Here is a 25,636-nt window from a genome sequence, read left to right as displayed (position 1 = left end):
GCGGATGTGACCGTGGAGGCACGGGCTGCCGGCATTTCGGGTTTGCCCGGCGTTTCGCCCCATTCTGGCCGCGTTAGCCTGTCCTTAAGACCGGATCATCCAGATCGGCCCCTCTCGATTGTCCCGGATATCCGCTCCCATGCCTGTCACAAGGCGCGACTTTTCACGCTTCTCTCTGGCCTTCGCCTCGCTCCTTCCGCTCGGGCTCACGGCCTGCGCGCAAAGTGAGGCGACCGTCTCGCCCTTCTCCGTGCCGGAGCGGGCGGATTTGTCGGCGCTCGGCAAGGATCCGGCCCTGCTGGTGATGACGACGCGCCGGTCTGTCGGCAACGTGGCGCCCTATTTCGGGTCGGATCGCGGGCCGCTGACCTTTGCGGTGGCGAGGCTCTCGCCGCCGGGGCGCGGCATCGCCGGGCGCGTTTCCTCGGCGGTGAGCGGCGACTGGGCGGTCCTCGGGATCGAGCGCGAGACCACGACCGATGCCGCGCGCGTGTTCTCGAACGCGGCGAATGGCGGCGATGTGCTGCTCTATGTCCATGGCTACAACGAGACCTTCGAGTCCGCCGCCCGCAGCGCCGGGCAGCTTTCGCATTCGCTCAAGTTCCAGGGGCGCACGGCGCTCTTCACCTGGCCTTCGGGCGGCAAGCTGCTCGACTATGCCTATGATCGCGAAAGCGCGCTCTGGTCGCGCGACGGCTTCGTAGAGACCTTGCAGGCGCTGGTCGCAAACCCCACGATCGGGCGCATTCACATCGTGGCCCATTCCATGGGCACATTCCTGACGCTGGAAGGCCTGCGCGAGCTGCGCGATTCGCCCGATGTCTACGCGCGGATCGGCTCGGTGGTGCTCGCCTCGCCCGATGTCGATATCGACGCCTTCGAGCAGACGGTGAAGCGGATCGCGCCGCTGGCGAAGCGCATGACCGTCATCATCGATCCCGGCGACCGGGCGCTCGCGGTTTCCGCCCGCATCGCTGGCGGCGTGGCACGCGCGGGCGCGGCCGACCGGGAGCGCCTCGATGCTCTGGGCGTCCGCGTCGCCGACACGGCCGGGCGCGGCTGGAGCCTGCTCAGGCACGACCTCTTCCTCTCGGATAGCGAGGTTACGCAGGTCGTCCGCCGCGCCATGGATCGCGGCGAGAGCTGAATGCGGGTTTCCAGAGGCCTCGGCGCGGTTCTGCTCGCGTTCGCCGTTTGGCTCGGACCAGCGGCGGCGATGGCGGCGACGCCGGGGCTCTTCGCCGATGTGGGACGCGGAGAATGGACGCTCGACGATCCCGTCTGGAAGGCCATCGACGTCGAGACCTATACGCCGGCGGCATGCGCGGCCAAATCCTGCCCGCTGGTGATCGTGATCCACGGCGCCGGCCGAAACGCGGCGAATTCGCGCAATTATTGGATCGAGGCCGCCGACCGCTATGGCGTCCTCATCGCCGCGCCGCGCTTCGACAAGACCCGTTTTCCCGGCCGGCTTTTCCAGCAGGGCGCCGTGCGCGGACAGCCGGACCGGTCGAAATGGACCTTCGGCGTCGTCGAAAGACTGTTCGATGCGGCGCGCGCTGCCGGTCGCGCGTCAGGCACGAGCTACAGGCTCTTCGGGCATTCGGCCGGCGGCCAGTTCGTGCACCGGATGGCGCTGCTCATGCCCGAGGCCCGCTTCTCGCGGGCCGTCGTGGCGAATGCCGGCTATTACACCCGTCCTCTCGATGCTGCTGCGGCCGGGGGCTTCGCCTATCCCTATTCGCTGGGCGGAACGCCTGCGACCGGCGCCACCTTGCGAGCCGCGCTCGGCAAGCAGGTCACGGTCATGCTGGGCGCCCGCGACACGAATCCGGAACACCGGGAGCTCAACAGGTCGGTCGGAGCCGAGGAGCAGGGAGCAACCCGGTTCGCACGCGGTCAGCATTTCATGGCCGATATCCGTGCTGTCGCCGCTCGCCTCGGCGTCACCTCGCAATGGCGCGAGATCACCGTGCCGGGCGTGGCCCATCAGCAGGACCGCATGGCCCGGGCGGCCGCGCCAGAACTGCTCGGCCCCTGAGGATCATTCAGATCGGCGGCAGGCCGGAGCGCTTCTTGATCGTCGCCAGCGCGAAGTTGGATTCGACCGACTGGATGCATTTCAGCCGCGTCACCTTCTGCTTCAGGAAGCGCTCATAGCCCTCGATGCCATCGGTGACGACGCGCAGCAGATAATCCTGCGAGCCGGTCATGAGGTAGCACTCCGCCACTTCGCTCCAGCTTTCGATCGCCTTCTCGAACTCGGCGATATGCTCCTGATTCTGCTGGAGCAACCGGACCGAGACGAAGACGCTGAAGGGCAGCCCATAGGCCTTCGGATCGACGATCGCGGCATAGCCCTGGATGACGCCTGTCTCCTCCAGCCGCTTGAGGCGGCGCAGGCAGGGGGTCGGCGACAGCCCGACCTTCTGCGAGAGCTCCTGATTGGTGATCCGCCCGTCCTCCCGGAGCAGGGCGAGAATGCGGCGGTCGATCGTATCGAGCATCATATGCTCCATCCTGGCTCGTGTTGAGCAGAAACATGCAGGAAGAGCGTTAGCGCGAGTGTGACCAGCCAAGCAATCGCGTCGATGCGGGATTATTCTGGTCGCAAAGCGGCCAGGCCGGAGCCGAGGGAGAAAGCCATGAGCGCAGACAACTACCACAAGGACCGGATCGCCAACCGCAAGCTCCATCCCGAGACGCTGATGATGGGCTTCGGCTATTCGCCGGCCATGTCGGAGGGATCGCTGAAGCCGCCGGTCTTCCTGACCTCGACCTTCGTTTTCGAGAACGCCCAGCAGGGCAAGGATTTCTTCGACTTCACCTCAGGCCGGCGCCAGCCGAAGCCCGGCGAGAAGCCCGGCTTGGTCTATTCGCGCTTCAACCATCCCAATATGGAAATCCTCGAGGATCGTCTGGCGATCTGGGACGAGGCCGAGAAATGCGCCGTCTTCGCCTCGGGCATGGCCGCGATCGCGACCACCTGCTTCGCCTTCCTGCGCCCGGGCGACACGATCCTGCATTCCCGCCCGCTCTATGGCGGCACCGAGACCCTGCTGAAGAACCAGATGGGCGCCTTCGGCGTGACCCCCTTCGGCTTCACCGACGGGCTCGACATCGAGCAGATGCGTGATGTCGCGCGGGCTGCGGCCGCCAAGGGCCGTGTCGCGATGATCCTGGTCGAGACCCCGGCCAACCCGACCAATGGCCTTGTCGATCTCGCCGCCTGCAAGATGATCGCGGACGAACTGGAGAGGTCGCAGGGCCACCGCCCGCCGGTCGTCGTCGACAACACCATGCTCGGCCCGAAATACCAGAAGCCGCTGAAGCAGGGCGCCGACCTCTCGCTGCTCTCGCTGACCAAATATGTCGGCGGCCATTCCGACCTTGTCGGCGGCTCGATCAGCGGCTCCGAGGCGCTGGTGCGGCAGGTGAAGGCCTGGCGCGGCTCGCTGGGTACGCAAGCCGATCCGAATTCCTGCTGGATGCTGATGCGCTCGCTGGAGACGCTCGACATCCGCATGAGCCGCGCCAACGAGAACGCCAAGCTGGTGGCGGAGTATCTGGAGAGCCATCCGAAGGTCGCCAGGGTCCACTATCTCGGCAACCTCAAGGATGGTGATCCGCGCAAGGCCGTCTTCGACCGGCAATGCACGGCGGCTGGCTCGACCTTCGCCTTCGACGTCAAGGGCGGCGAAAAGGAGGCTTTCGCTCTGCTCGACAATCTGCAGATCATGAAGCTCGCGGTCAGCCTCGGCGGTACCGAGACGCTGGTCTCGCATCCCGCCGCGATGACGCATTCCGGCGTGGCGCGGGAGCTGCGCGAGGAGATCGGCCTCACCGACGCGCTGATCCGCATTTCGGTCGGCATCGAGAACATCGAGGATCTGATCTCGGATCTCGCGCAGGCCTTCGAGGCGGTTTGAGGCGTTCTCTCATATCCCGACCCGTCCCCAGCCCGGCAGCTTCAGCGCCGGGCTGCGCAGGTCGAATCCCGCGACGAGGCCGAGGATGTTGACCTCGACGCCTTCGACCCAGCCGACCGTGATTCCGGCCAGCCCGTAGAGCGAGGCTTGCAGCCCGGTGCGGCTCGGCGTGAGCCCGGCGAAGAGGCCGGTCTCGCGCCAGTCCTTCCCGATGGCCGTCGGCGGCAAGGCTTCGCGCAGTTCCGGTACCTCCGTCAGCACATGCTGGACGAAGCTGTTCGAGTTCGGGCCCGGCCATGCGAGATAGCTGCCCGGTTCGGCATAGGCATAGGACTGCACGGCAGCTCGGATGCGCGGAATCAGCCGCTCGGCCGCTGCTCCTCGGATTTCCGCGACAGACTCCGGCTCGTTGCCGAACCAGCGCCCATCCGCCTCGCGATGGTTGACGCGCACCGGCGCGCCCCAGCCGACGACGTCGAAGCGCGTATAGGCGGAGGCGTTGGCCTCCTTCACCACGATCCAGGAGTGATGCGCGAAGATGCCGCGCCAGCGGCCGACGCGGGCGGCGAAGATGTGCACGGTCGCCTCGGGGTCGACCGACGCGGCCGGCAGGAGCTTCGCGCTTGACCAGTCGGCGCGGCGCCAGTCGGGCGCATGCGTCTGCCAGATCCACCAGCCGGCATGGGTCGCGAGCGGCAGCAGAAAGGCAAGAACGAAGAACAGCAGGAAGCGGCGGAAGAGGCGCATCCGGCACGGTATGTGCAGGACGAGGCGAACCGGCAAGAAGACGGCGGATCACGCTTGCGTCAGCCGGCCGGAACATGCTGGAGGGGCTTTCGGAAACGCTCTGCTGTGCGCGGACCGCCGGCCGCGTTTGGTGGCGGTTGATGCCGGGGGGAAAGCTGGTAGCGTGCGCGCGCCTGAGCTTGATGGAGGGGCAGATTGGGTGAGACGACGAAGCGGCTGAGCAAGGCTGTCGCGGCCTGCGCGATCGGACTGGGACTTCTGGCCACGCCAGTGGCCGCGCAGGACAAGCAGCTCCGGATCTTCAACTGGTCCGACTATGTCGATCCCGAGGTGCTCGACGCCTTCAAGAAGGAAACCGGGATCACCGTCGTCTACGACACCTTCGACCAGATGGAGACGGTCGAGACCAAGCTTCTTGCCGGCAAGACCGGCTACGACCTGATCGTCGTCACGGCTTCCTTCCTGCCGCGCCATATCCCGCTCGGCCTCTACCAGCCGATCGACAAGGCCAAGATTCCGAATCTCAAGAATCTCTGGCCGGAGATCCAGGCGCGGCTCGGGAAATACGATCCCGGCAACACCTACGCCGTGAACTACATGTGGGGCACCACGGGGATCGGCTACAACACCGCCAAGATCAAGGAACGGCTCGGCCCCGACGCGGTGATCGATAGCTGGAAGATCGTCTTCGAGCCTGAACAGCTCAAGAAGCTCTCCAATTGCGGCGTCCATGTCCTCGACGCAACAGAGGAGCTGTTCCCGGCCGCCTTGCGCTATCTCGGGCTGAACCCGGATTCGAAGAACGAGGCCGATCTCAACAAGGCCGGCGAATTGCTGCGCAAGATCCGGCCCTATATCCAGAAATTCCACTCCTCCGAATACATCAACGCGCTGGCCAACGGGGATATCTGCCTCGCGGTCGGCTATTCCGGCGACATCCTCCAGGCCAAGAAACGGGCCGGGGAGGCCAAGAACGGCGTCCAGATCGGCTATTCCATCCCGAAGGAGGGCGCGCTGATGTGGTTCGATTCCTTCGTGATCCCGAAGGACGCCGGCAACGTCGACGCGGCGCTGAAGTTCATCGACTTCGTCAACAAGCCGGAGATGGCGGCGAAGAACTCGGACTTTATCCAGTACGCCAACGGCAATATCGCCTCGAAGCCGTTCCTGTCGGCGGCCTTGCGCGATAACCCCGGTGTCTACCCGCCGGACGAGGTGATGGGGCGGCTCTACACGATCACGCCTTATGACCAGAAGTCGCAGCGGCTGGTGAACCGGCTCTGGACGCGCGTGAAGACCGGCAAGTGAGCGCGTTCGGACGGAGCGCGGTCACCGTCAAGAAGACCTCGCCCGGCAGCGTGCGCCGGGCCTTCCAACCCTGGAACGACCCGGCGGCGAAGCCGCTGGTCGAGTTCCGGGGCGTGACCAAGCGCTTCGGTGACGTCACGGCCGTGGGCGATCTCACGCTCGCGCTCTACCAGCGCGAATTCTTCGCGCTGCTTGGCCCCTCGGGCTGCGGCAAGACCACGCTGATGCGGATGCTCGCCGGTTTTGAGACGCCGGATGAGGGCAGGATCCTGCTCGACGGACAGGATATCACCGCCGTGCCGCCGCATCTGCGGCCGGTCAACATGATGTTCCAGTCCTATGCGCTGTTCCCGCATCTGACCGTGGCCGGCAACATCGCCTACGGCCTGAAGCGCGAGGGCCTGGCCCGCGCCGAGATCGCCAGACGCGTCGAGGAGATGCTGGCGCTGGTCAAGCTCTCCGGCCTTGGGCAGCGCAAGCCGCACCAGCTCTCCGGCGGCCAGCGCCAGCGCGTCGCGCTCGCCCGCTCGCTCGCCAAGCGGCCGAAGTTGCTCCTGCTCGACGAGCCGATGGCGGCGCTCGACCGCAAATTGCGCGAGCAGACCCAGTTCGAATTGATGGATCTGCAGAGCGAGCTCGGCCTCACCTTCATGGTCGTCACCCACGACCAGGACGAGGCGATGACCATGGCCGACCGCATGGCGGTGATGGACCATGGCAAGCTCGTCCAGATCGGGCCTCCCGACGTGATCTACGAGGCGCCGGCCAACCGCCATGTCGCGGAGTTCGTCGGCGACATCAACATCTTCGAGGGGCGGGTCGAAGCGATCGATGGCGAGTTGGTGAAGGCAGAGGTGCCGCGCGTCGGCACCGTCGAGCTCGACGAGGAGGCGCCGGCGCTGAAGGCGGGCGACGCCCTGCTGATCGGCATCCGGCCCGAGAAGATCGAGATCGCCCATGACGAGCCGGGCCAAGTCGTCAACAAGGTCGCGGGCGAGATCTGGGACATCGGTTATCTCGGCGATTTCACCATGGTCCAGGTGATGATCGGCGGGGAGGGCGGTCAGTTGGTCAAGGTCGCGCTGGCCAACCGGACACGGCGGGTGGCCCGGCCTTTCGCCTGGGACGACAAGGTTTGGCTGTCCTGGGATGTCGAGGCCGGCGTGGTGCTGCCGCCATGAGCGCGGTCGCTTCGCTGCAGCGGCTGCGCCGTCTTGTGGTGGCCGTGCCCTATCTCTGGCTGGCGCTGTTCTTCTTGGCTCCCTTCGCCATCGTGCTGCGCATGGCCTTCTCGCAGGCTGCGACCGCGCTCCCGCCCTATGCGCCGCATTGGGAGGGGTTCGCCCAGCTTGGCGACTTCCTGTCCCAGCTCGACCTGACGAATTTCAGCCTGCTCGGCGATGATCCGCTCTACTGGCAGAGCTACCTCTATTCCCTGCGCATCGCGGCGCTGACCACGATCTTCGCCCTCGCCATCGGCTATCCGCTCGCCTACGCCATGGCGACCGCGCCGGCGCGCTGGCGCGGCCTTCTGCTTGTCTTCGTCATCCTGCCGTTCTGGACCTCCTTCCTGATCCGCGTCTACGCCTGGATCGGCATCCTGAGGCCGGACGGGTTGCTCGACGCCGCGCTCGCTTTCCTCGGCTTCGAGGGCGAGCCGCTACGGCTGCTCAATACCGAGACGGCCGTGCTGCTCGGCATGGTCTACTCCTATCTGCCCTTCATGGTGCTGCCGCTTTTCGCCACGCTGGAAAAGCTCGACCGCAGCCTGCTCGAAGCTGCGTCCGATCTTGGCGCGACACCGATCACCGCCTTCTTCACCGTGACGCTGCCGCTGTCGCTGCCCGGTATCCTCGCTGGATCGGCACTGGTCTTCATCCCTGCCGTCGGCGAGTTCGTTATCCCCGATCTGCTCGGCGGCCCCGATACGGTGATGATCGGCAAGGTCTTGTGGAACGAGTTCTTCTCGAACCGCGACTGGCCACTGGCGTCGGCGGTCGCCGTCGTGCTGCTGATCGTGCTGGTCCTCCCGTTGGTCCTGCTCCAGCGCGCCCGGTTGAAGCGGGAGCTGGCGGCATGAAGCGCCTCGGCCCCGGCCTCATCCTGGCGCTGATCCTCGGCTTCGCCTTCCTCTATCTGCCGATCGTCACGCTGATCGCCTATTCCTTCAACGCCTCGCGCCTCGTCACGGTCTGGGGTGGTTTCTCTACGCACTGGTACGGCGCGCTCATGGCGAACGAGCCGCTGCTCGATGCCGCCTGGCTCTCGATCCGGCTCGGTGTCGTCTCGGCGACATTGGCAACCGCGCTCGGTACGCTCGCTGCGCTGGCGCTCGCCCGGCATGGCCGCTTCTTCGGCCGCACGCTGTTTTCCGGGATGGTGCTGGCGCCTCTCGTCATGCCGGAGGTGGTGACGGGGCTTTCGCTGCTGCTGCTCTTCGTCGCCGTTGATGTCGAGCGCGGCTTCTGGACCGTGACCGTCGCGCACGCGACCTTCAGCCTCGGCTTCGCCTGCATCGTCGTGCAATCGCGGCTGGCGGGCTTCGATCGCTCGCTGGAAGAGGCAGCGCAGGATCTGGGCGCGACACCCTTCGTCACCTTCTGGACGGTGACGCTGCCGCTGATCTGGCCGGCGGTGGCGGCGGCCTGGATGCTCGCTTTCACGCTCTCGCTCGACGATCTCGTCGTCGCGAGCTTCACCACCGGCCCCGGCGCGACCACCTTGCCGATGCGGCTCTATTCGGCGGTCAAGCTCGGCGTCTCGCCCGAGATCAACGCCGCCTGCACCATCATGATCGCCGCCGTGGCGGTCGTCGTGATCGCCGCTTCGCTCCTGCTCAAGCGCGAGCAGTTGTCCGGCGGTTAGGCTGCGCTTCGATCCACCCGAACGCGCCGTCATTCCGGACAAGCTGCGAAGCAGCGCAGATCCGGAATCCATCATATGGCTCCGGCGCGCTACGATGGATCCCGGGTCAAGCCCGGGATGACGGCGTTGGGTGCTTGGATAAACGCGGGCTGAACGGCGCCCTCAAAACCCGTTCAGGCAGGATCTGCGATGGTCCGTTCCAAGGCAGGGATCTTCCCGGCCTTGAGACAGGACAAGGACCATGTTTGGCAATCGCGCCCGGATCGGTTTCGCCGCCTTCGCACTGGGCGGCATCGCACTGACAGTCTCGACCTTTGCCGGAACGGGCAATGCCCAGGCCTTTGGCGGCCGCTACGAGCCCGCCTATGAGCGCCCCGCCTATGGCTATGGTTGGCGCCCGGCGCCGCCCGCCATGTACGGCTTCTGGGGTCAGCGCCGCTGGCATCGCTATTTCGACGGTTATGGCGGGCGGCCGATGCCGCCGCGCGAGGGCTATGGTTACGGCTGGCGGTAAGTGTCGCCCCGCTGGTCGTAAGCATGGGGCGGGCGCGGCCTTCGGGCAGCGTCCGCCTTTCTTTTCGAGACTTTACTCGGCCGCCGTCCGCTGCGCATAGCCGAGGCGCTGGTTCAGCTCCTGCAGCAGCTTTTCCGCCGCATCTGCGATGACCGTGCCGGGCGGGAAGATCGCCGACGCGCCGGCTTCGATCAGTGCGTCGAAATCCTGCGGCGGGATGACGCCGCCAACGACGATCATGATGTCGGGCCGCCCGGCCTCGGTGAGCGCGGCCTTGAGTTCCGGCACCAGCGTGAGATGTCCCGCCGCCAGCGAGGAGACGCCGACGATGTGGACGTCGTTCTCGACGGCCTGCCGCGCCGCCTCGTCGGGCGTCGCGAAGAGCGGACCGATATCGACGTCGAAGCCGAGATCGGCGAAGGCCGAGGCGATCACCTTCTGGCCGCGGTCATGCCCGTCCTGCCCCATCTTGGCGACGAGGATGCGCGGGCGGCGCCCATCCGCCTCCTCGAAATCCTGGCACATCAATTGGACGCGCGTGACGGCTGGGTTCATCGTGCCGACCTCCCGCTTGTAGACGCCCGAGATCGCCTTGATCTCGGCCCGGTGGCGCCCGAAGACCTTCTCCATCGCCATCGAGATCTCGCCGACCGTCGCTTTGGCGCGAGCGGCCTTGACGGCGAGATCGAGCAGATTGCCGTTGCCGGCCGCGCCGTTGGTCAGCGCCGTCAGTGCGGCCTGCACCTCGGTCTCGTTGCGCTCGGCCTTGAGGCGTTTCAGCTTATCGAGCTGCTGGGCGCGCACCGAGGCGTTGTCGACCTTGAGCACATCGATCGAAGCCTCGTTGTCAGGCTTGAAGCGGTTGACGCCGATGATCGCCTGCTGGCCGCCATCGATGCGGGCCTGCGTCTTGGCGGCGGCCTCTTCGATCCGCAGCTTCGGGATGCCGGCCTCGATCGCCTTGGCCATGCCACCAAGCTTTTCGACCTCCTGGATATGGCCCCAGGCCTTCTCGGCGAGCTCGGCGGTAAGCCGCTCGACATAATAGGAGCCGCCCCAGGGATCGATGATCCGGGTCGTGCCGCTTTCCTGCTGCAGCAGGATCTGGGTGTTGCGGGCGATGCGGGCCGAGAAGTCGGTCGGCAGCGCCAGCGCCTCGTCGAGCGCGTTGGTGTGGAGCGACTGGGTATGGCCCTGCGTCGCCGCCATCGCCTCGATCATCGTGCGCGGCACGTTGTTGAACACGTCCTGCGCCGTCAGCGACCAGCCGGAGGTCTGGCTATGGGTGCGCAACGGCAGGGATTTCTCGTTCTGGGCCCCGAAATCCTTGACGAGCTTCGCCCAGATCAAGCGGGCCGCGCGCATCTTGGCGACTTCCATGAAGAAGTTCATGCCGATCGCCCAGAAGAAGGATAGCCGCGGCGCGAACACATCGACGCCGAGCCCCGCCTGCTGCCCGGCGCGGATATATTCGACGCCATCGGCCAGCGTGTAGCCGAGTTCGAGGTCCTGCGTCGCTCCGGCCTCTTGCATGTGGTAGCCGGAGATCGAGATCGAGTTGAATTTCGGCATATGGGCCGAGGTGAAGGCGAAGATGTCGCCGATGATCCGCATCGAGGGCGAGGGCGGGTAGATATAGGTGTTGCGGACCATGAACTCCTTGAGGATGTCGTTCTGGATGGTCCCCGAGAGCTTGGCCTGCGGCACGCCCTGCTCCTCGGCCGCGACGATATAGAGCGCCAGCACCGGGAGCACGGCCCCGTTCATCGTCATCGACACGCTCATCTGGTCGAGTGGGATGCCGGAGAAGAGCGTGCGCATGTCGTAGATCGAATCGATCGCGACGCCGGCCATGCCGACATCGCCGGCGACGCGCGGGTGATCGCTGTCATAGCCGCGATGGGTCGCAAGGTCGAAGGCGACGGAGAGGCCCTTCTGCCCGGCCGCGAGGTTGCGGCGGTAGAAGGCATTGGAATCCTCGGCCGTGGAGAAGCCGGCATATTGCCGGATCGTCCAGGGTTGGTTGACATACATGGTCGGGTAGGGGCCGCGCAGATAGGGCGCGATGCCCGGCATCGTCTCGACGAAGGGCAGGCCGTCGCGATCCCTGGGTCCGTAGACCGGCTTCACCGGGATGTCTTCCGGCGTCAGCCACGGCTCGCCTGCGGGCAATGAAGGCGGTGCGGACGCCTTGCCGCCTGCGAAGGCGATCTTCGTGAAATCCGGGATCGCGGTCATGGCTTGCTCCCGTCCGTCTTGTCCCACCAACGGTGGAAATGATGCACCGGTCCGTGGCCATGGCCAACCGCGACCTGATCGGCGGCGGCGATGGCGGCCGAGATGTAGGTCTTCGCATGATCGACCGCCTCCGGCAGCGGCAGGCCCCTGGCGAGGTTGGCGGCGATCGCCGAGGACAGCGTGCAACCCGTGCCATGGGTGTTGCGGGTGTCGATCCGCGGCGCGTTGAAGCGCTGGCGCATGCCGCCGGCGAGCAGGAGCAGATCGCTGCTGACATCGCCATGCCCGTGGCCGCCCTTGACCAGGACATTGGCCGCGCCCAGGGCGGCGAGCTTCTCCGCCTGTTCGTCGACGGCCTCGTCCGTCTCGGCGATGCTGGAACCGAGCAGGGCCGCGGCCTCCGGCAGGTTCGGCGTGATCAGGGTCGCGAGCGGAAAGAGGTGCTTGCGGATCGCCTCGACCGCGGCTTCCTCGAGCAGGCGCGCGCCGGAGGCGGCGACCATCACCGGGTCGAGCACGATGTTTTTCGCACCGTGCTTTTTCAGGCCGGCAGCCACCGTCTCGATCAGCTCGGCGGTCGCCAGCATGCCGATCTTGACGGCGCCGACATCGAGATCCTCGAACACGGCATCCATCTGCTTGGCGACGAAGTCGCGCGGCACGGCATGGATCGCGCTGACGCCCTTGGTGTTCTGCGCCGTCAGCGCGACGATGACGCTGGCTCCGTAGACCTGATGCGCCGCGAAGGTCTTGAGGTCCGCCTGGATTCCGGCGCCGCCGCTCGAATCCGAGCCGGCGATGGTGAGAGCGATGGCGGTCAAGGCAGATCTCCGTTCAGGCGGCCGCGATGGCAAGCGCGCGATCCAGCGTCTCGACCACGTCGCAGCCCATGAAGATGAACGAGGAGACGCCGGCCTTGTTCAACGCCGCTTCGCTCTCGCCCGGGCGCCCGGCGAGCCAGACCGTCGCGCCTGCTTTCGTCAGCGCCTCGGCCGCGGCTGCGCCTTCCTCGGCATAGGCGGTGTCGGAGCCGCACAGGCAGGCAAGCTTGGCACCTGAGCTGCGGAAGGCACCGACCAGCGCGTCGAGATCGGTCGCGCCGTTCTGGGCGAAGCCGTCGCTGCCCGGGGCCGAGAAGCCGCCGGCCTCGAACAGATTGCGGGCGAAGCCGGCGCGGGCGGTAAAGTCGGCGATCGAGCCGAGCGTGGCCAGGAATACGACCGGGCGCTGCGGCAGGGCGTCGGCCTTGTCGCGCAGCGCCTCGAAGGGCTCGGCCAGCCGATGCGCGGGCAAGGCCTCGACACGGAGCCTCTGACTGGGTGGGATCAGCGCTTCCGGGCGCCTGGCGCCCGCGATGAAGGCTTTGACGATTTCGCCGGGATTGCGTTCCGCCGTGCTGCCCGGCTGGGGGGAGGCGGCCTTCTCCACCGGGGCGATCTCCAGCACCGAGACGGGATTCTCGCGGATATTCGGGAACTCGCTCGTGCCGGTGATCGGTACGCGTCGCGTCGCGATGGCCTTGGCCGAGGCGACGCGCTCGCGCGCGATGCCCTGCTGGACATGGCCGTTGGCAAGCGCCGCGAGCACGCCTTGCAGGTCGTCGCTGCGCTCGCGCTCGAGGTCCTGGAAACGGCTCCAACCCTGCTCGCACAGCGCCTGCGTCAAGGCCTCGAAGCCTCCCGCGCCGGCGGCGGGGTCGGCGACGCGCCAGAGATTGGATTCCTCCAGCAGGATGAGCTGCGTGTTGCGGGCGACGCGCCGGGCAAACAGGTCGGGCAGGCCGAGCGCCGCGGTGAAGGGCTGGACGGTGAGCGAATCGGCGCCGCCGACACCGGCGGAGAAGGCCGCGACGGTGCCGCGCAGCAGATTGACCCAAGGGTCGCGCCGGGTCAGCGAGCGCCAGGCGGTTTCGGCATGGATCGTCGCCGGCTTCGGCTCCAGCCCACAGGCTTGCTGCACCCGGTTCCAGAGCAGGCGGGCGGCGCGGAACTTCGCCACGGTCATGAACTCGTCGGTATCGGCGACGAGCGTGAAGGCGATGGCGTCGCGCGCTTCCTGCAGCGACAGGCCCTGCGCCTCCAGCGCGCGCAGATAGGCGAGTGCCGTCGCCAGCGCGGCGCCGAGCTCCTGGGCCTCGGTGGCGCCGGCCTCGTGATAGGGGCGGGTATCGACCGTGACGAAGGGGCCCTTGAAGCCACGCTGTTTCAGCGCCGCGATCACCACCGCCAGCCGGCGGCCGACCTCCGGCCAGGGCGCCGCGAGCGAGCCATGGCTGGCGAGGACGCCGATCGGGTCGAAACCGAACTCCACCGACAGCTCGCCTGGGGCGTGGCCGCGTTTCTCGATCAGGGCGGCGAGCATGAGCGCGTTGACGCGCCCCTGCGGCGCCGGATCCAGCCTGAGGCGGATCAGGTCGAGCATCACGCCGTCCAGCGCGCTGTCGAGTGTCGCGATATCGTCGGCAACAAGGCCATAGCCGCGAGCGGCGCGTGCACCGGCGAAAGCGATGGTGAGCATGTCGGCTCCGCCTTCGAGCTCGGCCAGCGCCAGCCTGCGCGCCTCCTCCGCTTGCGGATGATCGACCCGCGCCGCGACATGCCAGCGACCGGCCTCAGCACGGAAGGCCCGCTCGCCCGATGCCGCTTCGTAGAGCGGTTCGATGCGGATGCCGTCGGCGCTGCGCCCGACCAGTTTCTTCTCGAAATCGGCGCCCTTCAGCACCTTGTCGACGGCAGTTCGCCACGCCTCACGCGAGGCGGCCGGAAAGGCGTCGAGATAGGGCAGGTCGGATGAGGTCGCCGAGTTCATGCGCGCCGATGCTCCCTTCCGCACGATGTGCCGTCGCGGGGACTGATTGCCACGGGCGCGGCCGCACGGCCATCCCTACTTCGTCGCACGGCCGGTGCGCAAACGCACGGCCGTCGTGAGCTGAAAAGAAAACACCGCCCGAAGGCGGTGCTTGGAGACTGCGATGCGCGCCGCTCAGACGAACTGGCCGAGCCCTGGGATCGCGCCGACGATGGCGCCCATCGTGTCCTCGCCCGCCTTCTCGCGGCCATAGGCGAACATTTCCTTCGAGACGGATTGGATCTGCGGCATCGAGAGGCCGGCCCCCATCAACTGGCCACCGAGCGCCATGACGCCGCCGCCTCCGCCCATCAGGCCGCCGATCGCGCCGAGCACGCCGCCCTTGGCGCCGCCTTCGGCATCTGCGAGCTCCTGAGAGCCCGGCAGCGCCGCCATCAACTGGCTGATCTCGCTCGTCGGGCCTTCCTTCTGCAGGAAGGCGAGGATGATGCCGAGGGCCTTGCGGGCCAGATCTTCGTTGAGGCCGGACGCCGCAACGATCCTTGAAATCAGTTCATCCATGTCGTGTGTCCTTACCCGGCCGATACGGCCTCCCGAAAAATAGTTTACATATTTACGATCCAATTCCAACGGCCATCGGGCTTCCGCCCTCTGCGTCCTTTGGTTACAGGTTTAACCTGACAGTTTTGAGAGCGATGGACGGTGACGATGGCGGATGACGGTGCGATTCTGATCGGCAAGAGCGGCAAGCCGGAGAACCTCTTGCTGAAGCTCGCCAACCGCCACGGCCTCGTGACGGGCGCGACGGGCACCGGCAAGACCGTGACCTTGCAGGTGATGGCGGAAGGCTTCGCGCGCAACGGCGTGCCGGTCTTCGCCGCGGACATCAAGGGCGATCTCTCCGGCATCGTGGCGCCGGGCGATTCCAAGCCGGCCTTCGTCAACCGGGCCAAGGAAATCGGCGTCAAATATGAGCCCGACCAGTTTACCACCGTCTTCTGGGACGTCTTTGGCGAGCAGGGGCACCCGGTCCGTGCCACCATCTCCGAGATGGGGCCGCTGCTGCTGGCGCGGCTGCTCGATCTCAACGACACGGCCGAGGGCGTGCTCAATATCGCCTTCCGCATCGCCGACGAGCAGAAGCTCCTGCTGCTGGATCTCAAGGATCTGCGCGCGATCCTGACCTTCATCGCCGAGAACGCTTCGGACCTGACGACGAAATACGGCAATGTCAGCCCGGCGACCGTCGGCACGATCCAGCGCGGACTTCTGGTGCTGGAGAACCAGAAGGGCGATCTGTTCTTCGGGGAGCCGGCGCTCGACATCAACGACCTGATGAAGACGGATCGCGACGGCCGCGGGGTCGTCAACATTCTCGCCGCCGACAAGCTGATGAACAATCCGCGACTCTACGCGACCTTCCTGCTCTGGCTGCTCTCCGAGCTGTTCGAGCAGCTTCCCGAGGTCGGTGACCTCGACAAGCCGAAGCTCGTCTTCTTCTTCGACGAGGCGCATCTGCTCTTCAACGGTGCGCCCAAGGCCCTGCTCACAGCGGTCGAGCAGGTAGTCCGCCTGATCCGTTCCAAGGGCGTCGGCGTCTATTTCGTCACGCAGAACCCGCTCGATGTCCCCGATACCGTGCTCGCCCAGCTCGGCAACCGCGTCCAGCATGCGCTGCGCGCCTTCACCCCGCGCGACCAGAAGGCGGTGCGCGCCGCCGCCGAGACCTTCCGCCAGAACCCCCAGATCGATACCGAACAGGCCATCACCCAGCTCGCGGTCGGCGAGGCGCTGATTTCGATGCTGGAGGGCAAGGGCTCGCCCGAGATGGTCGAGCGCGCGCTCATCGCCCCGCCGATGGCGCAGGTCGGCCCCTGCACCGCGCAGCAGCGCCAGCAGGCGATCAACGGCTCTCCCGTGAAAGGCAAGTACGACACCATGGTCGACCGTGAGTCGGCCTATGAAGTGCTGATGCAGCGCAAGAACCTTAATCCGGACGGCTCGCCGATCGAGGCGTCGACGGATGGCGGCGGGGGCGGCGGCATTCTCGACACGATCGGCGGCTGGCTCGGCGGCGGGGCTCCGCAGCAGCGGCCCAAGACCGGCCCCGGCTCGCGCGGCGGCCCGCTGCCGCAGAGCATGACCGAGAAGATCATCACCTCGGCGGCGCGCTCGGCCGCGACCTCGATCGGCCGCCAGGTCGGCACCGCGATCCTGCGTGGTATTTTGGGCTCGATGACCGGGAAGCGCTGAGCGCGGGCGCCAGGCGTCATTCTCGGGCGGCGCGAAGCGCAGACCCGAGAATCTTAGGCCGGAAGGGGTGCGGGAGCCTCTTTCGGCAAGAGATGCTCGGGGCAAGCCCGAGCATGACGAGACTGGGGCCTCAAGACCCCGTCGCGAAATCGACGATCAGCTTGAGGTTCAGCACGATGATGATCGCCGCGGTCAATGCGGCGATCACGGTCAGCCAGCGCGGCGCCACCAGCTCGCCCATCTTGGTCTTCGAAGCCGTGAACATCACGAGCGGCACCACCGCGAAAGGGAGCTGCAGGCTGAGGACCACCTGGCTGAGGATGAGCAGTTTCGCCGTCTGGCCCTCACCATAGATCAGCGTGACGACGATCGCGGGCACGATGGCGACGAGCCGGGTCACGAGCCGCCTCAGCCAGGCTGCCAGCCGGATGCGCAGGAAGCCTTCCATCACGATCTGCCCGGCCATGGTCGCCGTCACCGTCGAGTTCAGGCCGCAGCAGAGCAGGGCGATGGCGAAGAGCGAGGGCGCGATCGAGGAGCCGAGCAGCGGCTGCAGCAGCTCCTGTGCCCGGCCGAGTTCGGCGACGTCGGTATGCCCGCCCTTGTAGAAGGTCGCGGCGGCCAGGATCAGGATCGCGGCGTTGATCACCAGGGCGAAGGTCAGCGCGACGGTCGAGTCGATCGTCGCATATTTCAGCGCCTCGCGTTTCTCCGGCAGCGTGTGACCATAGGCGCGGGTCTGGACGATGCCGGAGTGCAGATAGAGATTATGCGGCATCACCGTCGCGCCGATGATGCCGAGCGCGATGTAGAGCATGTTCGGATTGGTGACGATCTCGGTCGTCGGCGCGAAGCCGCGGATGACTTCGCCCCAGTTCGGATCGGCGAGCGCGATCTGGATGGCGAAACAGACCGCGATCACGCCGAGCAGCGTGATGATGAAGGCCTCGATCCAGCGGAAGCCCTTGGTCTGCAGCCACAGGATGATGAAGACGTCGAGGGCGGTGATCATCACGCCGATCTCGAGCGGGATCCCGAAGAGCAGGTTGAGGCCGATGGCCGTGCCGATCACCTCGGCGAGGTCGGTGGCGCAGATCGCTAGCTCGGCGAGGAGCCAGAGCGGCCAGGCCATATAGGGCGGATAGGCATCGCGGCAGGCCTGGGCGAGGTCGCGCCCCGTCGCGACCGCGAGCCGCGCGCAGAGCGACTGCAGGATCACCGCCATGATGTTGGAGATGAGCGCGACGACGAGGAGGGTGTAGCCGAACTGCGCCCCGCCCGCGAGCGAGGTCGCCCAGTTGCCGGGGTCCATATAGCCGACGGCGACCAGATAGCCCGGTCCGAGAAAGGTCAGGAATTTCCGCCAGGACGAGGATGTCGGAGCCACCGAAACCGAGCGGAACACATCGGCGAGCGAGGGCTCGCCGCGCGATCGAAGCCAGATCGACGAGGATTCCGGAGCGCCCTGGGACATGGTCTGACCTTGCTGCAACTTATTTGCAATAAGCCTTATAGAGCGCTCCGGTGCCTGTCAATGCAGTTGCGAAGCGTTATCAATTTGAGCGTGTGCGAAGCCGGGCGGCAATGCGCGATGAGGGGCTGACGCCCGGGCCGGGGCTTGCCATGATGCCGTCACCTGAATCGCATCCGATGGCCGCCATGTCCCAGCTTCCCGCTATTCTCGCCCGTCTCGATGCCGGGCTCGACGCCTCGCTCGAGCGTCTCTCTTCCTGGCTTGAGATTCCGTCGATCGGCACCGATCCGGCTTTCAACGCGCAGACCCGCGCCGCTGCCGAGTGGCTCCGCGCCGATCTGGAAGCGCTCGGCTTCAAGGCGGAGCTGCGCGAGACCGGCGGTCACCCCGTCGTATTGGCGCATCGGCCCAAGCCCGGCGCGCCGCATGCGCTGTTCTACGGCCATTACGACGTGCAGCCGGTCGATCCGCTGAATCTCTGGGATACTGAGCCGTTCAAGCCGGTCATCCGCGAGATCGAGCCGGGCCGCAAGGTCATCTCGGCGCGCGGCGCCTGCGACGACAAGGGCCAGGTGATGACCTTCATCGAGGCCGTGCGCGCGACGCTGGCCGAGACTGGCGATCTGCCCATCGGCCTGACCATCCTCGTCGAGGGCGAGGAGGAATCCGGCTCCGTCAACCTGCCGCCCTACATCAAGGCCAATGCCGCCGAGCTCAAGGCGGATTACGCGCTCATCTGCGACACCGGCATGTGGGACCGTGAGACGCCGCTGATCACCTCGACCCTGCGCGGCATGGTCTATCAGGAGGTGACGCTGACGGCGGCCGATCGCGATCTGCATTCGGGCCTGTTCGGCGGCGCCGCCGCCAACCCCATTCATCTCCTCGCCAGGATACTGGGCGAGCTCCATGACGAGACCGGCCGCATCACCGTCCCCGGTTTCTATGACGGCGTGCACGAACCGACCAATGCCCAGAAGGCCGAATGGGCCGATCTCAACCTCACCGAGAAGGAATTCCTCGGGCAGATCGGCCTGAAGCACTCCGTCGGAGAGAAAGGGCGCATGCTGATCGAGCAGATCCAGTCCCGCCCGACTTGCGACGTCAACGGCATCTGGGGCGGCTATACGGGAGAGGGCAGCAAGACAGTCATTCCGGGCCAGGCTTCGGCCAAGGTCTCCTTCCGCCTCGTCGGCGATCAGGACCCCGTGAAGATCGCCGCCGCCTTCCACCAGTTCGTCCGCGACCGGCTGCCGGATGATGTGACGGCCGAATTCATCAGCCATTCCGGCTCGCCGGCTCTCGCCGTGCCGCCGGATTCACCGGTGCTCCAGAAGGCACGCAAGGCGCTGGCCGACGAATGGGGCGGGCGCGTGGTTTCCATCGGCAGCGGCGGCTCGATCCCCGTCGGCGGCGATTTCAAGCGCACGCTCGGCATCGACACGCTCTTCGTCGGCTTCGGCCTCGACGACGACCGCGTGCATTCGCCGAACGAGAAATACGACCTGTCCTCCTTCCACAAGGGCCAGCGTTCCTGGGCCCGCATCTTGCAAGCTCTCGGTTCATGAAATCAGTCTGTGTCTTCTGCGGCTCCAATCCCGGCAATGACCCCGTCTATGCGGCCGGCGCCCGCGCCATGGGCGCCGAGATCGCAAGGCGGGGCCTGACACTGGTCTATGGCGGAGGCGCCGTCGGGCTGATGGGCATCGTCGCCAATGCGGCGATGGAGGCCGGCGGCGAAGTCCACGGCGTCATTCCCAAGGCGCTGCGCGACCGCGAGGTCGGCCATGTCGGCCTGACCCGGCTCGAGGTCGTCGACACCATGCACACGCGCAAGGCCCGCATGGCGGAGCTGTCGGACGGCTTCATCGCCATGCCCGGCGGCATCGGCACCTTCGAGGAGCTGTTCGAGATCTGGACCTGGGGCCAGCTCGGCATCCATTCCAAGCCGCTCGGCCTGCTCAACGTTGCTGGGTTCTACGATCCGCTGGCCACATTCCTCGACCAGACCGTGGAGGCCGGCTTCCTCAAGCAGAGCCACCGCGCCATGGCGATGACCGATACGGAGCCGGCGACGCTGCTCGACCGGATGGAGGCCTATGTTCCGGCGGCGACCTATAAATGGGTCGAGAAGGAAGAGGTCTGACTTAATCCCCGGCATTGCCCTCTCAGGTTGTAGGAATATTATCTTGACATTGTGACGCTGATCCGGTAGAGATCAGGAACGCTCACGAAATATGCCCGAACGAAGCCGCCGCGCGCTCCAGCCGGCGGCTTTTTCGTGGCCGTCATCCGAGAGGGACGTCATGGCAGAAGAGGACGAGACAACGTCGCAGCCAGCCGCCGAGCTGAAGCCGAAACGGAAGACGGTCTCGCGCAAGGCGGTGGTGGGTCAGCTCTGGCGTGCTGCCAAGCGCCAGATCGATACGCATGAGGAACATCTCGCCGACCTGCCGAGGGGCACGACCGCAAGCGAAGCCGACGCTAAGGCGTTGGCCGTGCTTGCCCGCACCGTCCGCGAACTGGTCGCGATCGAGGAGCCTCAGGCCACAAGGAAGGACAAGCGCACGGATGAGCCTTCCGCTGCCGATGATCTGCGACATGTCGCACAGCTCCGTCAGGATCTTGCTCGACGTCTTGAAGCCCTTGTCGCTCAGGACGCGCGTGAGAATTCTGAAGAAGCTGATGCCGACAGCGACGCCGGATGAGGTCGAACTCATTCGGAATACCTGGAATATCTGGGCGCGCCCCGATCAGTTGCCACCCGAACCGCTGAAGCCGATCTGGCTCGTCCTCGGCGGACGCGGCGCCGGCAAGACCCGCACCGGCGCCGAATGGGTCAGGGGTATGGCGCTGGGCCATCCGCCTTTCGCGGACTTGCCGACGGAGCGGATTGCCCTCGTCGGCGAGACGCAAGGACAGGTCCGCGACGTAATGATCGAGGGCGTTTCCGGGCTGCTGGCGGTCCATGCGCGTGGGGAGCGGCCGAACTGGCAGCCCTCGCTGCGCCGCCTGCAATGGCCGAATGGCGCGATCGCGCAGGTTTTCTCCGCCGAAGATCCGGAGGGCCTGCGCGGTCCGCAATTCGGCGCCGCATGGTCCGACGAGCTGGCGAAATGGCCGAACCTTCAGGAGTGCTGGGACATGCTGCAATTCGGCCTTCGCCTCGGCGACCATCCCCGTCAGGTCATCACGACGACGCCCCGCCCCGTGCCGCTGGTCAAGCGCCTGCTGGTCGAGCCCCATGTCGCGGTGAGCCGGGCGAGGACACAGGACAACCATTACAACCTCGCCGCGGAATTCGTCCGCACGGTCACGCAAACCTATGGCGGGACGCGGCTCGGCCGCCAGGAACTCGACGGCGAGATCGTGGAGGAGAGCCCGGACGCGCTCTGGACGCGGGCCATGATCGAGGCGGCCCGCGAGCGCCGGCACCCGCCGCTCGCGCGGATTGCCGTCGCCGTCGATCCGCCTGCCTCGTCCTCGCAGCGGGCCGACCGCTGCGGGCTGGTCGTGGCCGGCATCGATAGCGACGGCCTCGGTCATGTGGTGGAGGATGCGACGATGGCCGGCGCCCGCCCGCAGGAATGGGCCGAGAAGGCGGTGGCGCTCTATCGGCGTTACGAGGCGGATGTCCTGGTCGTCGAGGTCAACCAGGGCGGCGAGATGGTCGAGAGCGTCATCCGCGAGATCGATGCCGGCGTTCCGGTCGTCCCGGTGCGGGCGACGCGCGGCAAATATCTCCGCGCCGAGCCGGTTGCCGCGCTCTATGCGCAGGGCCGCGTGCGCCATGCCGGCCCCCTCCCGGAGCTGGAGGACGAGATGTGCTCCTTTGGCCCAGGCGGCCTCGAAGGCGGCCGCTCGCCCGATCGGCTCGACGCACTCGTCTGGGCGCTGACCCATCTGATGCTCGCGCCCAAGGGCCGGCCGCGGGTGAGGGGGATGTAGCCTTCACCGTCATTCTCGGGCGGCGCAAAGCGCCGACCTGAGAATTTCATGAGGGGAGAGACCCGGTTTCCGGGATGGTCGGGTCGAGCCCGACCATGGCGGCACGTCGTTTCACGCTCCAACAGCGAGATCTCCATGTTCGATTTCCTTCGCAGCCTGCGCGGCCGAGCCGCGCCGGACCAGAAGCGCTCGCGCGTCGGGCCGCTCATTGCCCTGCACGAGGCTGGGCGAGCGGTCTGGACGCCGCGCGATTATGTCGCCCTGTCCCGCGAGGGCTATGAGCGCAATCCGGTGGTGCATCGTTGCGTGCGCCTGATCGCGGAGGCGGCGGCGCAGACGCCGCTCGTCGCCAAGGTCGGCGACCGCGAGGTGCCCGAACACCCGGCATTGGCGCTGATCGAGCGACCCAACCCGCGCCAGGGCGGCATCGCCTTCCGCGAGATGCTGTTCGGCCATCTGCTCGTCGCCGGCAATGCCTATGTCGAGGCGGTGAACGCTGGCCGCGAGCCGCGCGAGCTCTATGCGCTGCGGCCTGACCGGATGCGTGTCGTGCCGGGCCGCGATGGTTGGCCGGAGGCTTACGACTATACCGTCGGCGGCGACACCGTGCGCTTCCGGCAGGACGAGGCCGAGGTGCCGCCGATCCTGCACCTGACGCTGTTCCACCCGATCGACGACCATTACGGCCTCTCGCCGGTCGAACCGGCGGCATCAGCGCTCGACATCCACAATGCCGCCAGCAACTGGCACAAGGCTCTGCTCGACAATGCCGCGCGCCCGTCCGGCGCGCTGGTCTATGACGGACCGGGCGGCGCGACGCTGACCGAGGCGCAGTTCGACCGGCTGAAGCAGGAGCTGGAGGATTCGTTCCAGGGCGCGCGCAACGCCGGCCGGCCACTGCTGCTCGAGGGCGGGCTCGACTGGAAGCCGCTCTCGCTGACTCCGGCGGAACTCGACTTCGTCGCGGCCAAGGGCGTGGCGGCGCGCGAGATTGCGCTCGCCTTCGGCGTGCCGCCGCTGCTGCTCGGTTTGGCCGGCGACAACACCCACGCCAATTTCGCCGAGGCCAACCGCGCGCTCTGGCGCCAGACCGTGATTCCGCTGGTGAGACGATCGGCGCAATCGCTGGCGCAGTGGCTCGGGCCCGCCTTCGGTGACGAGCTCTCGCTGGAGCCCGATCTCGATGCGGTCGAGGCGCTGGCCGACGAGCGGGAATCGCTCTGGCGGCGCCTCGGTGCGGCGGATTTCCTCGACGACGACGAGAAACGCGAGGCGGTCGGCTACGGCCGGCGTGCCTCCGGGAAGGAGCCATCATGACCATGCTCGACCAGATCGTCACGGCCTTCATCGGCCGGGCCGATGTCGGCCATCTCGGCCTGCTGCTCTGGGCCGCGAGCGCATCCGGCCTCGCCTGGCTCGTCCTGCGCGAGCTGACGGCGGCGAACCGGCGCTTCGACGATTTCGTCCGCGAGCTCAACCGCTTCAACGCACGCCACGAGGGGGATCAGTCATGAAAGGCAGCAGCGATGCGAAACCGCCATCGACCCGGCGAGGCGCCGGCCAGGCGCAGCCGGCCAAGGCGAGGCCGGGCGGCGTAACGACGGAGACCTTCAGCCGCTTTGTCCGCAACCTGGCCAAGCTGGAGGGTGGGCAGCTCCAGGCTGGCAAGAGACAGCGCGGAAGCGGCGGGGAGGGCGGTCGATGAGCGATCTCCATCGTCTTCCGCTCGAATCCAAACTCCTGCCCCTGCAACCTTCGCGCATTGCCGTCGACGGCAGTTTCGAGGGCTATGCCAGCCTCTTCCGCATCCCCGATCTCGGCAAGGACGTGGTCGAGCCCGGCGCCTTCCGCGACAGCATCGCCCGGCGCGGCCCTTCCGGCGTCAAGCTGCTCTGGCAGCACGACCCGGCCGAGCCCCTCGGCCGCTGGCTCAGCCTCGCCGAGGACAGTCGCGGCCTCTTCGTGCGCGGCAAGCTCTCGCTGGCCGTCGCCCGCGCCCGCGAGATCCACGCTTTGATGCGGGAGGGTGCCATCGACGGACTCTCGATCGGCTTTCGCCCCGAAAAGGCGCGCAACGAGCCCAGATCGGGTCTGCGCCGCCTGGAGCGCGTCGATCTCTGGGAGGTCTCGATCGTCACCTTCCCGATGTTGCCGCAGGCCCGGATCAGCGCCGTCAAGACGGCCTTCCGCAAGCCTGCTTTCGCCTGACCATCACCCAAGAAAGCCCCTGCAAGGAGAAGCCATGACCCGTTTCGACACCGCCCCCGAGACCAAGGCCGCCGGCGCCGACCTCGCGCTTGCCTTCGAGGATCTGCGCTACACGCTGGAAAGCTATCGCGCTGCGAATGACGAGCGCCTTGCGGAGATCGAGGCCCGCAACAGCGCCGATCCGCTGACCGAGGAGAAGCTCGTCCGCATCGACGCCGCGCTCGACGACACCATGCGCCGCATCGACCGGCTGACGCTGGAGCGCGGCCGTCCGGCACTGGGCCATGACGGCCAGGGCGCTCATGGCCGCGACCCGCTCGTCGCCGAACACAAGGCCGCCTTTGCGGCTTATGTCCGCACCGGCGAGGCCGGGGGGCTGAAACGCCTGGAAGCCAAGGCGCTTTCGACCGGCTCCGGCCCGGATGGCGGCTATCTGGCGCCGTCGACCGTCGAGGGCGAGATCCTGCGCCGCCTGGCCCATGTCTCGCCGATCCGTTCCCTCGCGACCGTCCGCACCATCTCGTCGGGCACCTACAAGAAGGCCTTCTCCACGACCGGCCCGGCTTCCGGCTGGGTCGCGGAGGCGGCGGCGCGTCCCCAGACGGGCTCGCCCACGCTGGCCGAGCTCTCCTTCCCGGCGATGGAGCTTTACGCCATGCCGGCCGCGACGCAGACGCTGCTCGACGACGCCATCGTGAACATCGACCAATGGATTGCCGAGGAGGTCGAGAGCGCCTTCGCCGAACAGGAGGGCGCGGCCTTCGTCAACGGCGACGGCACCGACAAGCCCAAGGGCTTCCTGGCCTATCCGACGGTGGCGGAAGCGAGCTGGAGCTGGGGCAATATCGGCGTGCTCAACACCGGCGTCGCCGGGGCCTTCGCCGCCTCCAACCCCTCCGACGTGCTGGTCGACCTCGTCTATGCGCTGAAGGCCGGCTATCGCCAGAATGCCTCCTTCGTGATGAACCGCAAGACGCAAGGAACGGTCCGCAAGTTCAAGGATGCCAACGGCAACTATCTCTGGCAGCCGCCGGCTTCCGCAGGGGCGCCGGCGACGCTGCTCGGTTTCCCGCTGGTCGAGGCGGAGGACATGCCGAACATCGCCAACAACGCCATCTCGGTCGCCTTCGGCGATTTCCGGCGCGGCTATCTCGTCGTCGACCGGGCCGGCGTGCGCATCCTGCGCGACCCCTATTCCGCCAAGCCTTACGTGCTGTTCTACACCACCAAGCGCGTGGGTGGCGGCGTGCAGGACTTCGCGGCGATCAAGGGGCTCAAATTCGCCGTCTGACGATCGAGGCGCGCCCTGCATCCCCGCCAGGATGCAGGGCGACACTATTCCTC

At 67.0% G+C, this 25,636-nt stretch carries 24 protein-coding genes; 17 read left to right on the top strand and 7 right to left on the bottom strand.

Going from position 1 to position 25,636, the window contains the following annotated elements:
* The first annotated feature begins 139 nt into the window (after positions 1-139).
* Together IED13_RS02555 and IED13_RS02550 are read left to right on the top strand one after the other, a co-directional pair.
* A complete protein-coding gene (locus IED13_RS02555; RefSeq protein ID WP_038361362.1) occupies positions 140-1,147 on the top strand; it encodes an alpha/beta hydrolase in 1,008 nt (335 codons plus the stop codon).
* Positions 1,148-2,041: an alpha/beta hydrolase family protein gene (locus IED13_RS02550; protein WP_191123260.1), complete on the top strand. Its 894-nt coding sequence runs from the start codon at positions 1,148-1,150 to the stop codon at positions 2,039-2,041.
* Between the two features lie 7 nt (positions 2,042-2,048).
* Here IED13_RS02550 and IED13_RS02545 read toward each other — a convergent pair whose 3' ends face one another.
* Positions 2,049-2,519 carry an Lrp/AsnC family transcriptional regulator gene (locus tag IED13_RS02545; protein WP_112763408.1) on the bottom strand — a complete coding sequence of 157 codons (471 nt, stop codon included), beginning with the start codon at positions 2,517-2,519 and terminating at the stop codon, positions 2,049-2,051.
* A 126-nt stretch (positions 2,520-2,645) separates the two neighbouring features.
* On the opposite strand from IED13_RS02545, the gene IED13_RS02540 reads away from it, so the two are divergent.
* Entirely contained in the window at positions 2,646-3,929 is a 1,284-nt protein-coding gene (locus IED13_RS02540) for a cystathionine gamma-synthase family protein (RefSeq protein ID WP_112763409.1), read from the top strand.
* A 9-nt stretch (positions 3,930-3,938) separates the two neighbouring features.
* Here IED13_RS02540 and IED13_RS02535 read toward each other — a convergent pair whose 3' ends face one another.
* Positions 3,939-4,676 carry a DUF3750 domain-containing protein gene (locus IED13_RS02535; protein WP_191123259.1) on the bottom strand — a complete coding sequence of 246 codons (738 nt, stop codon included), beginning with the start codon at positions 4,674-4,676 and terminating at the stop codon, positions 3,939-3,941.
* Positions 4,677-4,871: 195 nt separating this feature from the next.
* Here IED13_RS02535 and IED13_RS02530 point away from each other — a divergent pair, with 195 nt between their 5' ends.
* The 5 genes from IED13_RS02530 to IED13_RS02510 all read left to right on the top strand — a co-directional run bounded on the left by IED13_RS02530 (position 4,872) and on the right by IED13_RS02510 (position 9,363).
* The gene (locus IED13_RS02530) at positions 4,872-5,984 is read left to right on the top strand and encodes a polyamine ABC transporter substrate-binding protein (RefSeq protein WP_404801876.1); all 1,113 of its coding nucleotides are present in this window, start codon (positions 4,872-4,874) and stop codon (positions 5,982-5,984) included.
* Positions 5,981-7,165 (top strand): ABC transporter ATP-binding protein, encoded by a 1,185-nt coding sequence (locus tag IED13_RS02525; RefSeq protein WP_191123258.1) that lies wholly within the window; start codon positions 5,981-5,983, stop codon positions 7,163-7,165. The genes IED13_RS02530 and IED13_RS02525 overlap by 4 nt, the downstream gene beginning before the upstream one ends.
* Positions 7,162-8,064, top strand: a complete 903-nt coding sequence (locus tag IED13_RS02520; protein ID WP_038361374.1) for an ABC transporter permease — start codon at positions 7,162-7,164, stop codon at positions 8,062-8,064. The genes IED13_RS02525 and IED13_RS02520 overlap by 4 nt, the downstream gene beginning before the upstream one ends.
* Complete coding sequence (locus IED13_RS02515) at positions 8,061-8,849, top strand: ABC transporter permease (protein ID WP_133561983.1); 789 nt, start codon at positions 8,061-8,063, stop codon at positions 8,847-8,849. Before IED13_RS02520 ends, IED13_RS02515 begins: the two co-directional genes overlap by 4 nt.
* Positions 8,850-9,090: 241 nt before the next feature.
* On the top strand, positions 9,091-9,363 hold the full coding sequence (locus IED13_RS02510) for a hypothetical protein (RefSeq protein WP_112763413.1): 273 nt from the start codon (positions 9,091-9,093) through the stop codon (positions 9,361-9,363).
* Between the two features lie 72 nt (positions 9,364-9,435).
* Here the strand turns inward: IED13_RS02510 and scpA are convergent, their stop codons facing one another.
* From scpA to IED13_RS02490, 4 genes are all read right to left on the bottom strand, one after another.
* Positions 9,436-11,601, bottom strand: coding sequence for a methylmalonyl-CoA mutase (gene scpA / locus IED13_RS02505; RefSeq protein ID WP_191123257.1), 2,166 nt, complete (start codon positions 11,599-11,601; stop codon positions 9,436-9,438).
* Positions 11,598-12,422 carry a bifunctional hydroxymethylpyrimidine kinase/phosphomethylpyrimidine kinase gene (thiD, locus tag IED13_RS02500; protein ID WP_191123256.1) on the bottom strand — a complete coding sequence of 275 codons (825 nt, stop codon included), beginning with the start codon at positions 12,420-12,422 and terminating at the stop codon, positions 11,598-11,600. The genes scpA and thiD overlap by 4 nt, the downstream gene beginning before the upstream one ends.
* A gap of 13 nt (positions 12,423-12,435) precedes the next feature.
* A complete protein-coding gene (locus tag IED13_RS02495) occupies positions 12,436-14,409 on the bottom strand; it encodes a methylmalonyl-CoA mutase subunit beta (RefSeq protein WP_191123255.1) in 1,974 nt (657 codons plus the stop codon).
* A gap of 174 nt (positions 14,410-14,583) precedes the next feature.
* Entirely contained in the window at positions 14,584-14,970 is a 387-nt protein-coding gene (locus IED13_RS02490) for a hypothetical protein (RefSeq protein ID WP_038361387.1), read from the bottom strand.
* Positions 14,971-15,117: 147 nt separating this feature from the next.
* Here IED13_RS02490 and IED13_RS02485 point away from each other — a divergent pair, with 147 nt between their 5' ends.
* A complete protein-coding gene (locus IED13_RS02485) occupies positions 15,118-16,662 on the top strand; it encodes a helicase HerA-like domain-containing protein (RefSeq protein WP_191123254.1) in 1,545 nt (514 codons plus the stop codon).
* Between the two features lie 130 nt (positions 16,663-16,792).
* On the opposite strand, the gene IED13_RS02480 is transcribed toward IED13_RS02485, so the two are convergent.
* On the bottom strand, positions 16,793-18,136 hold the full coding sequence (locus IED13_RS02480; RefSeq protein ID WP_038361392.1) for an Nramp family divalent metal transporter: 1,344 nt from the start codon (positions 18,134-18,136) through the stop codon (positions 16,793-16,795).
* A 185-nt stretch (positions 18,137-18,321) separates the two neighbouring features.
* Between IED13_RS02480 and IED13_RS02475 the strand changes: the two genes are divergently transcribed.
* From IED13_RS02475 to IED13_RS02440, 8 genes are all read left to right on the top strand, one after another.
* On the top strand, positions 18,322-19,704 hold the full coding sequence (locus tag IED13_RS02475) for a dipeptidase (RefSeq protein ID WP_191123253.1): 1,383 nt from the start codon (positions 18,322-18,324) through the stop codon (positions 19,702-19,704).
* Positions 19,701-20,282, top strand: a complete 582-nt coding sequence (locus IED13_RS02470; RefSeq protein WP_038361395.1) for an LOG family protein — start codon at positions 19,701-19,703, stop codon at positions 20,280-20,282. The genes IED13_RS02475 and IED13_RS02470 overlap by 4 nt, the downstream gene beginning before the upstream one ends.
* A gap of 160 nt (positions 20,283-20,442) precedes the next feature.
* Complete coding sequence (locus tag IED13_RS02465) at positions 20,443-20,844, top strand: hypothetical protein (RefSeq protein WP_142020283.1); 402 nt, start codon at positions 20,443-20,445, stop codon at positions 20,842-20,844.
* The gene (locus IED13_RS02460) at positions 20,822-22,084 is read left to right on the top strand and encodes a DNA-packaging protein (protein WP_191123252.1); all 1,263 of its coding nucleotides are present in this window, start codon (positions 20,822-20,824) and stop codon (positions 22,082-22,084) included. The genes IED13_RS02465 and IED13_RS02460 overlap by 23 nt, the downstream gene beginning before the upstream one ends.
* 135 nt (positions 22,085-22,219) lie before the next feature.
* Positions 22,220-23,401, top strand: a complete 1,182-nt coding sequence (locus tag IED13_RS02455; RefSeq protein WP_191123251.1) for a phage portal protein — start codon at positions 22,220-22,222, stop codon at positions 23,399-23,401.
* Entirely contained in the window at positions 23,398-23,598 is a 201-nt protein-coding gene (locus tag IED13_RS02450; protein WP_185747786.1) for a hypothetical protein, read from the top strand. The genes IED13_RS02455 and IED13_RS02450 overlap by 4 nt, the downstream gene beginning before the upstream one ends.
* A gap of 187 nt (positions 23,599-23,785) precedes the next feature.
* On the top strand, positions 23,786-24,292 hold the full coding sequence (locus tag IED13_RS02445; RefSeq protein WP_038361405.1) for an HK97 family phage prohead protease: 507 nt from the start codon (positions 23,786-23,788) through the stop codon (positions 24,290-24,292).
* A 34-nt stretch (positions 24,293-24,326) separates the two neighbouring features.
* On the top strand, positions 24,327-25,583 hold the full coding sequence (locus IED13_RS02440; protein ID WP_191123250.1) for a phage major capsid protein: 1,257 nt from the start codon (positions 24,327-24,329) through the stop codon (positions 25,581-25,583).
* Positions 25,584-25,636 lie beyond the last annotated feature (53 nt).

The organism is Allobosea spartocytisi (assembly GCF_014764685.1).
Lineage (GTDB): Bacteria > Pseudomonadota > Alphaproteobacteria > Rhizobiales > Beijerinckiaceae > Allobosea > Allobosea spartocytisi.
The sequence above is the reverse complement of the archived record's forward strand: the minus strand, read 5'-3'. Positions and strand labels throughout refer to the sequence as shown.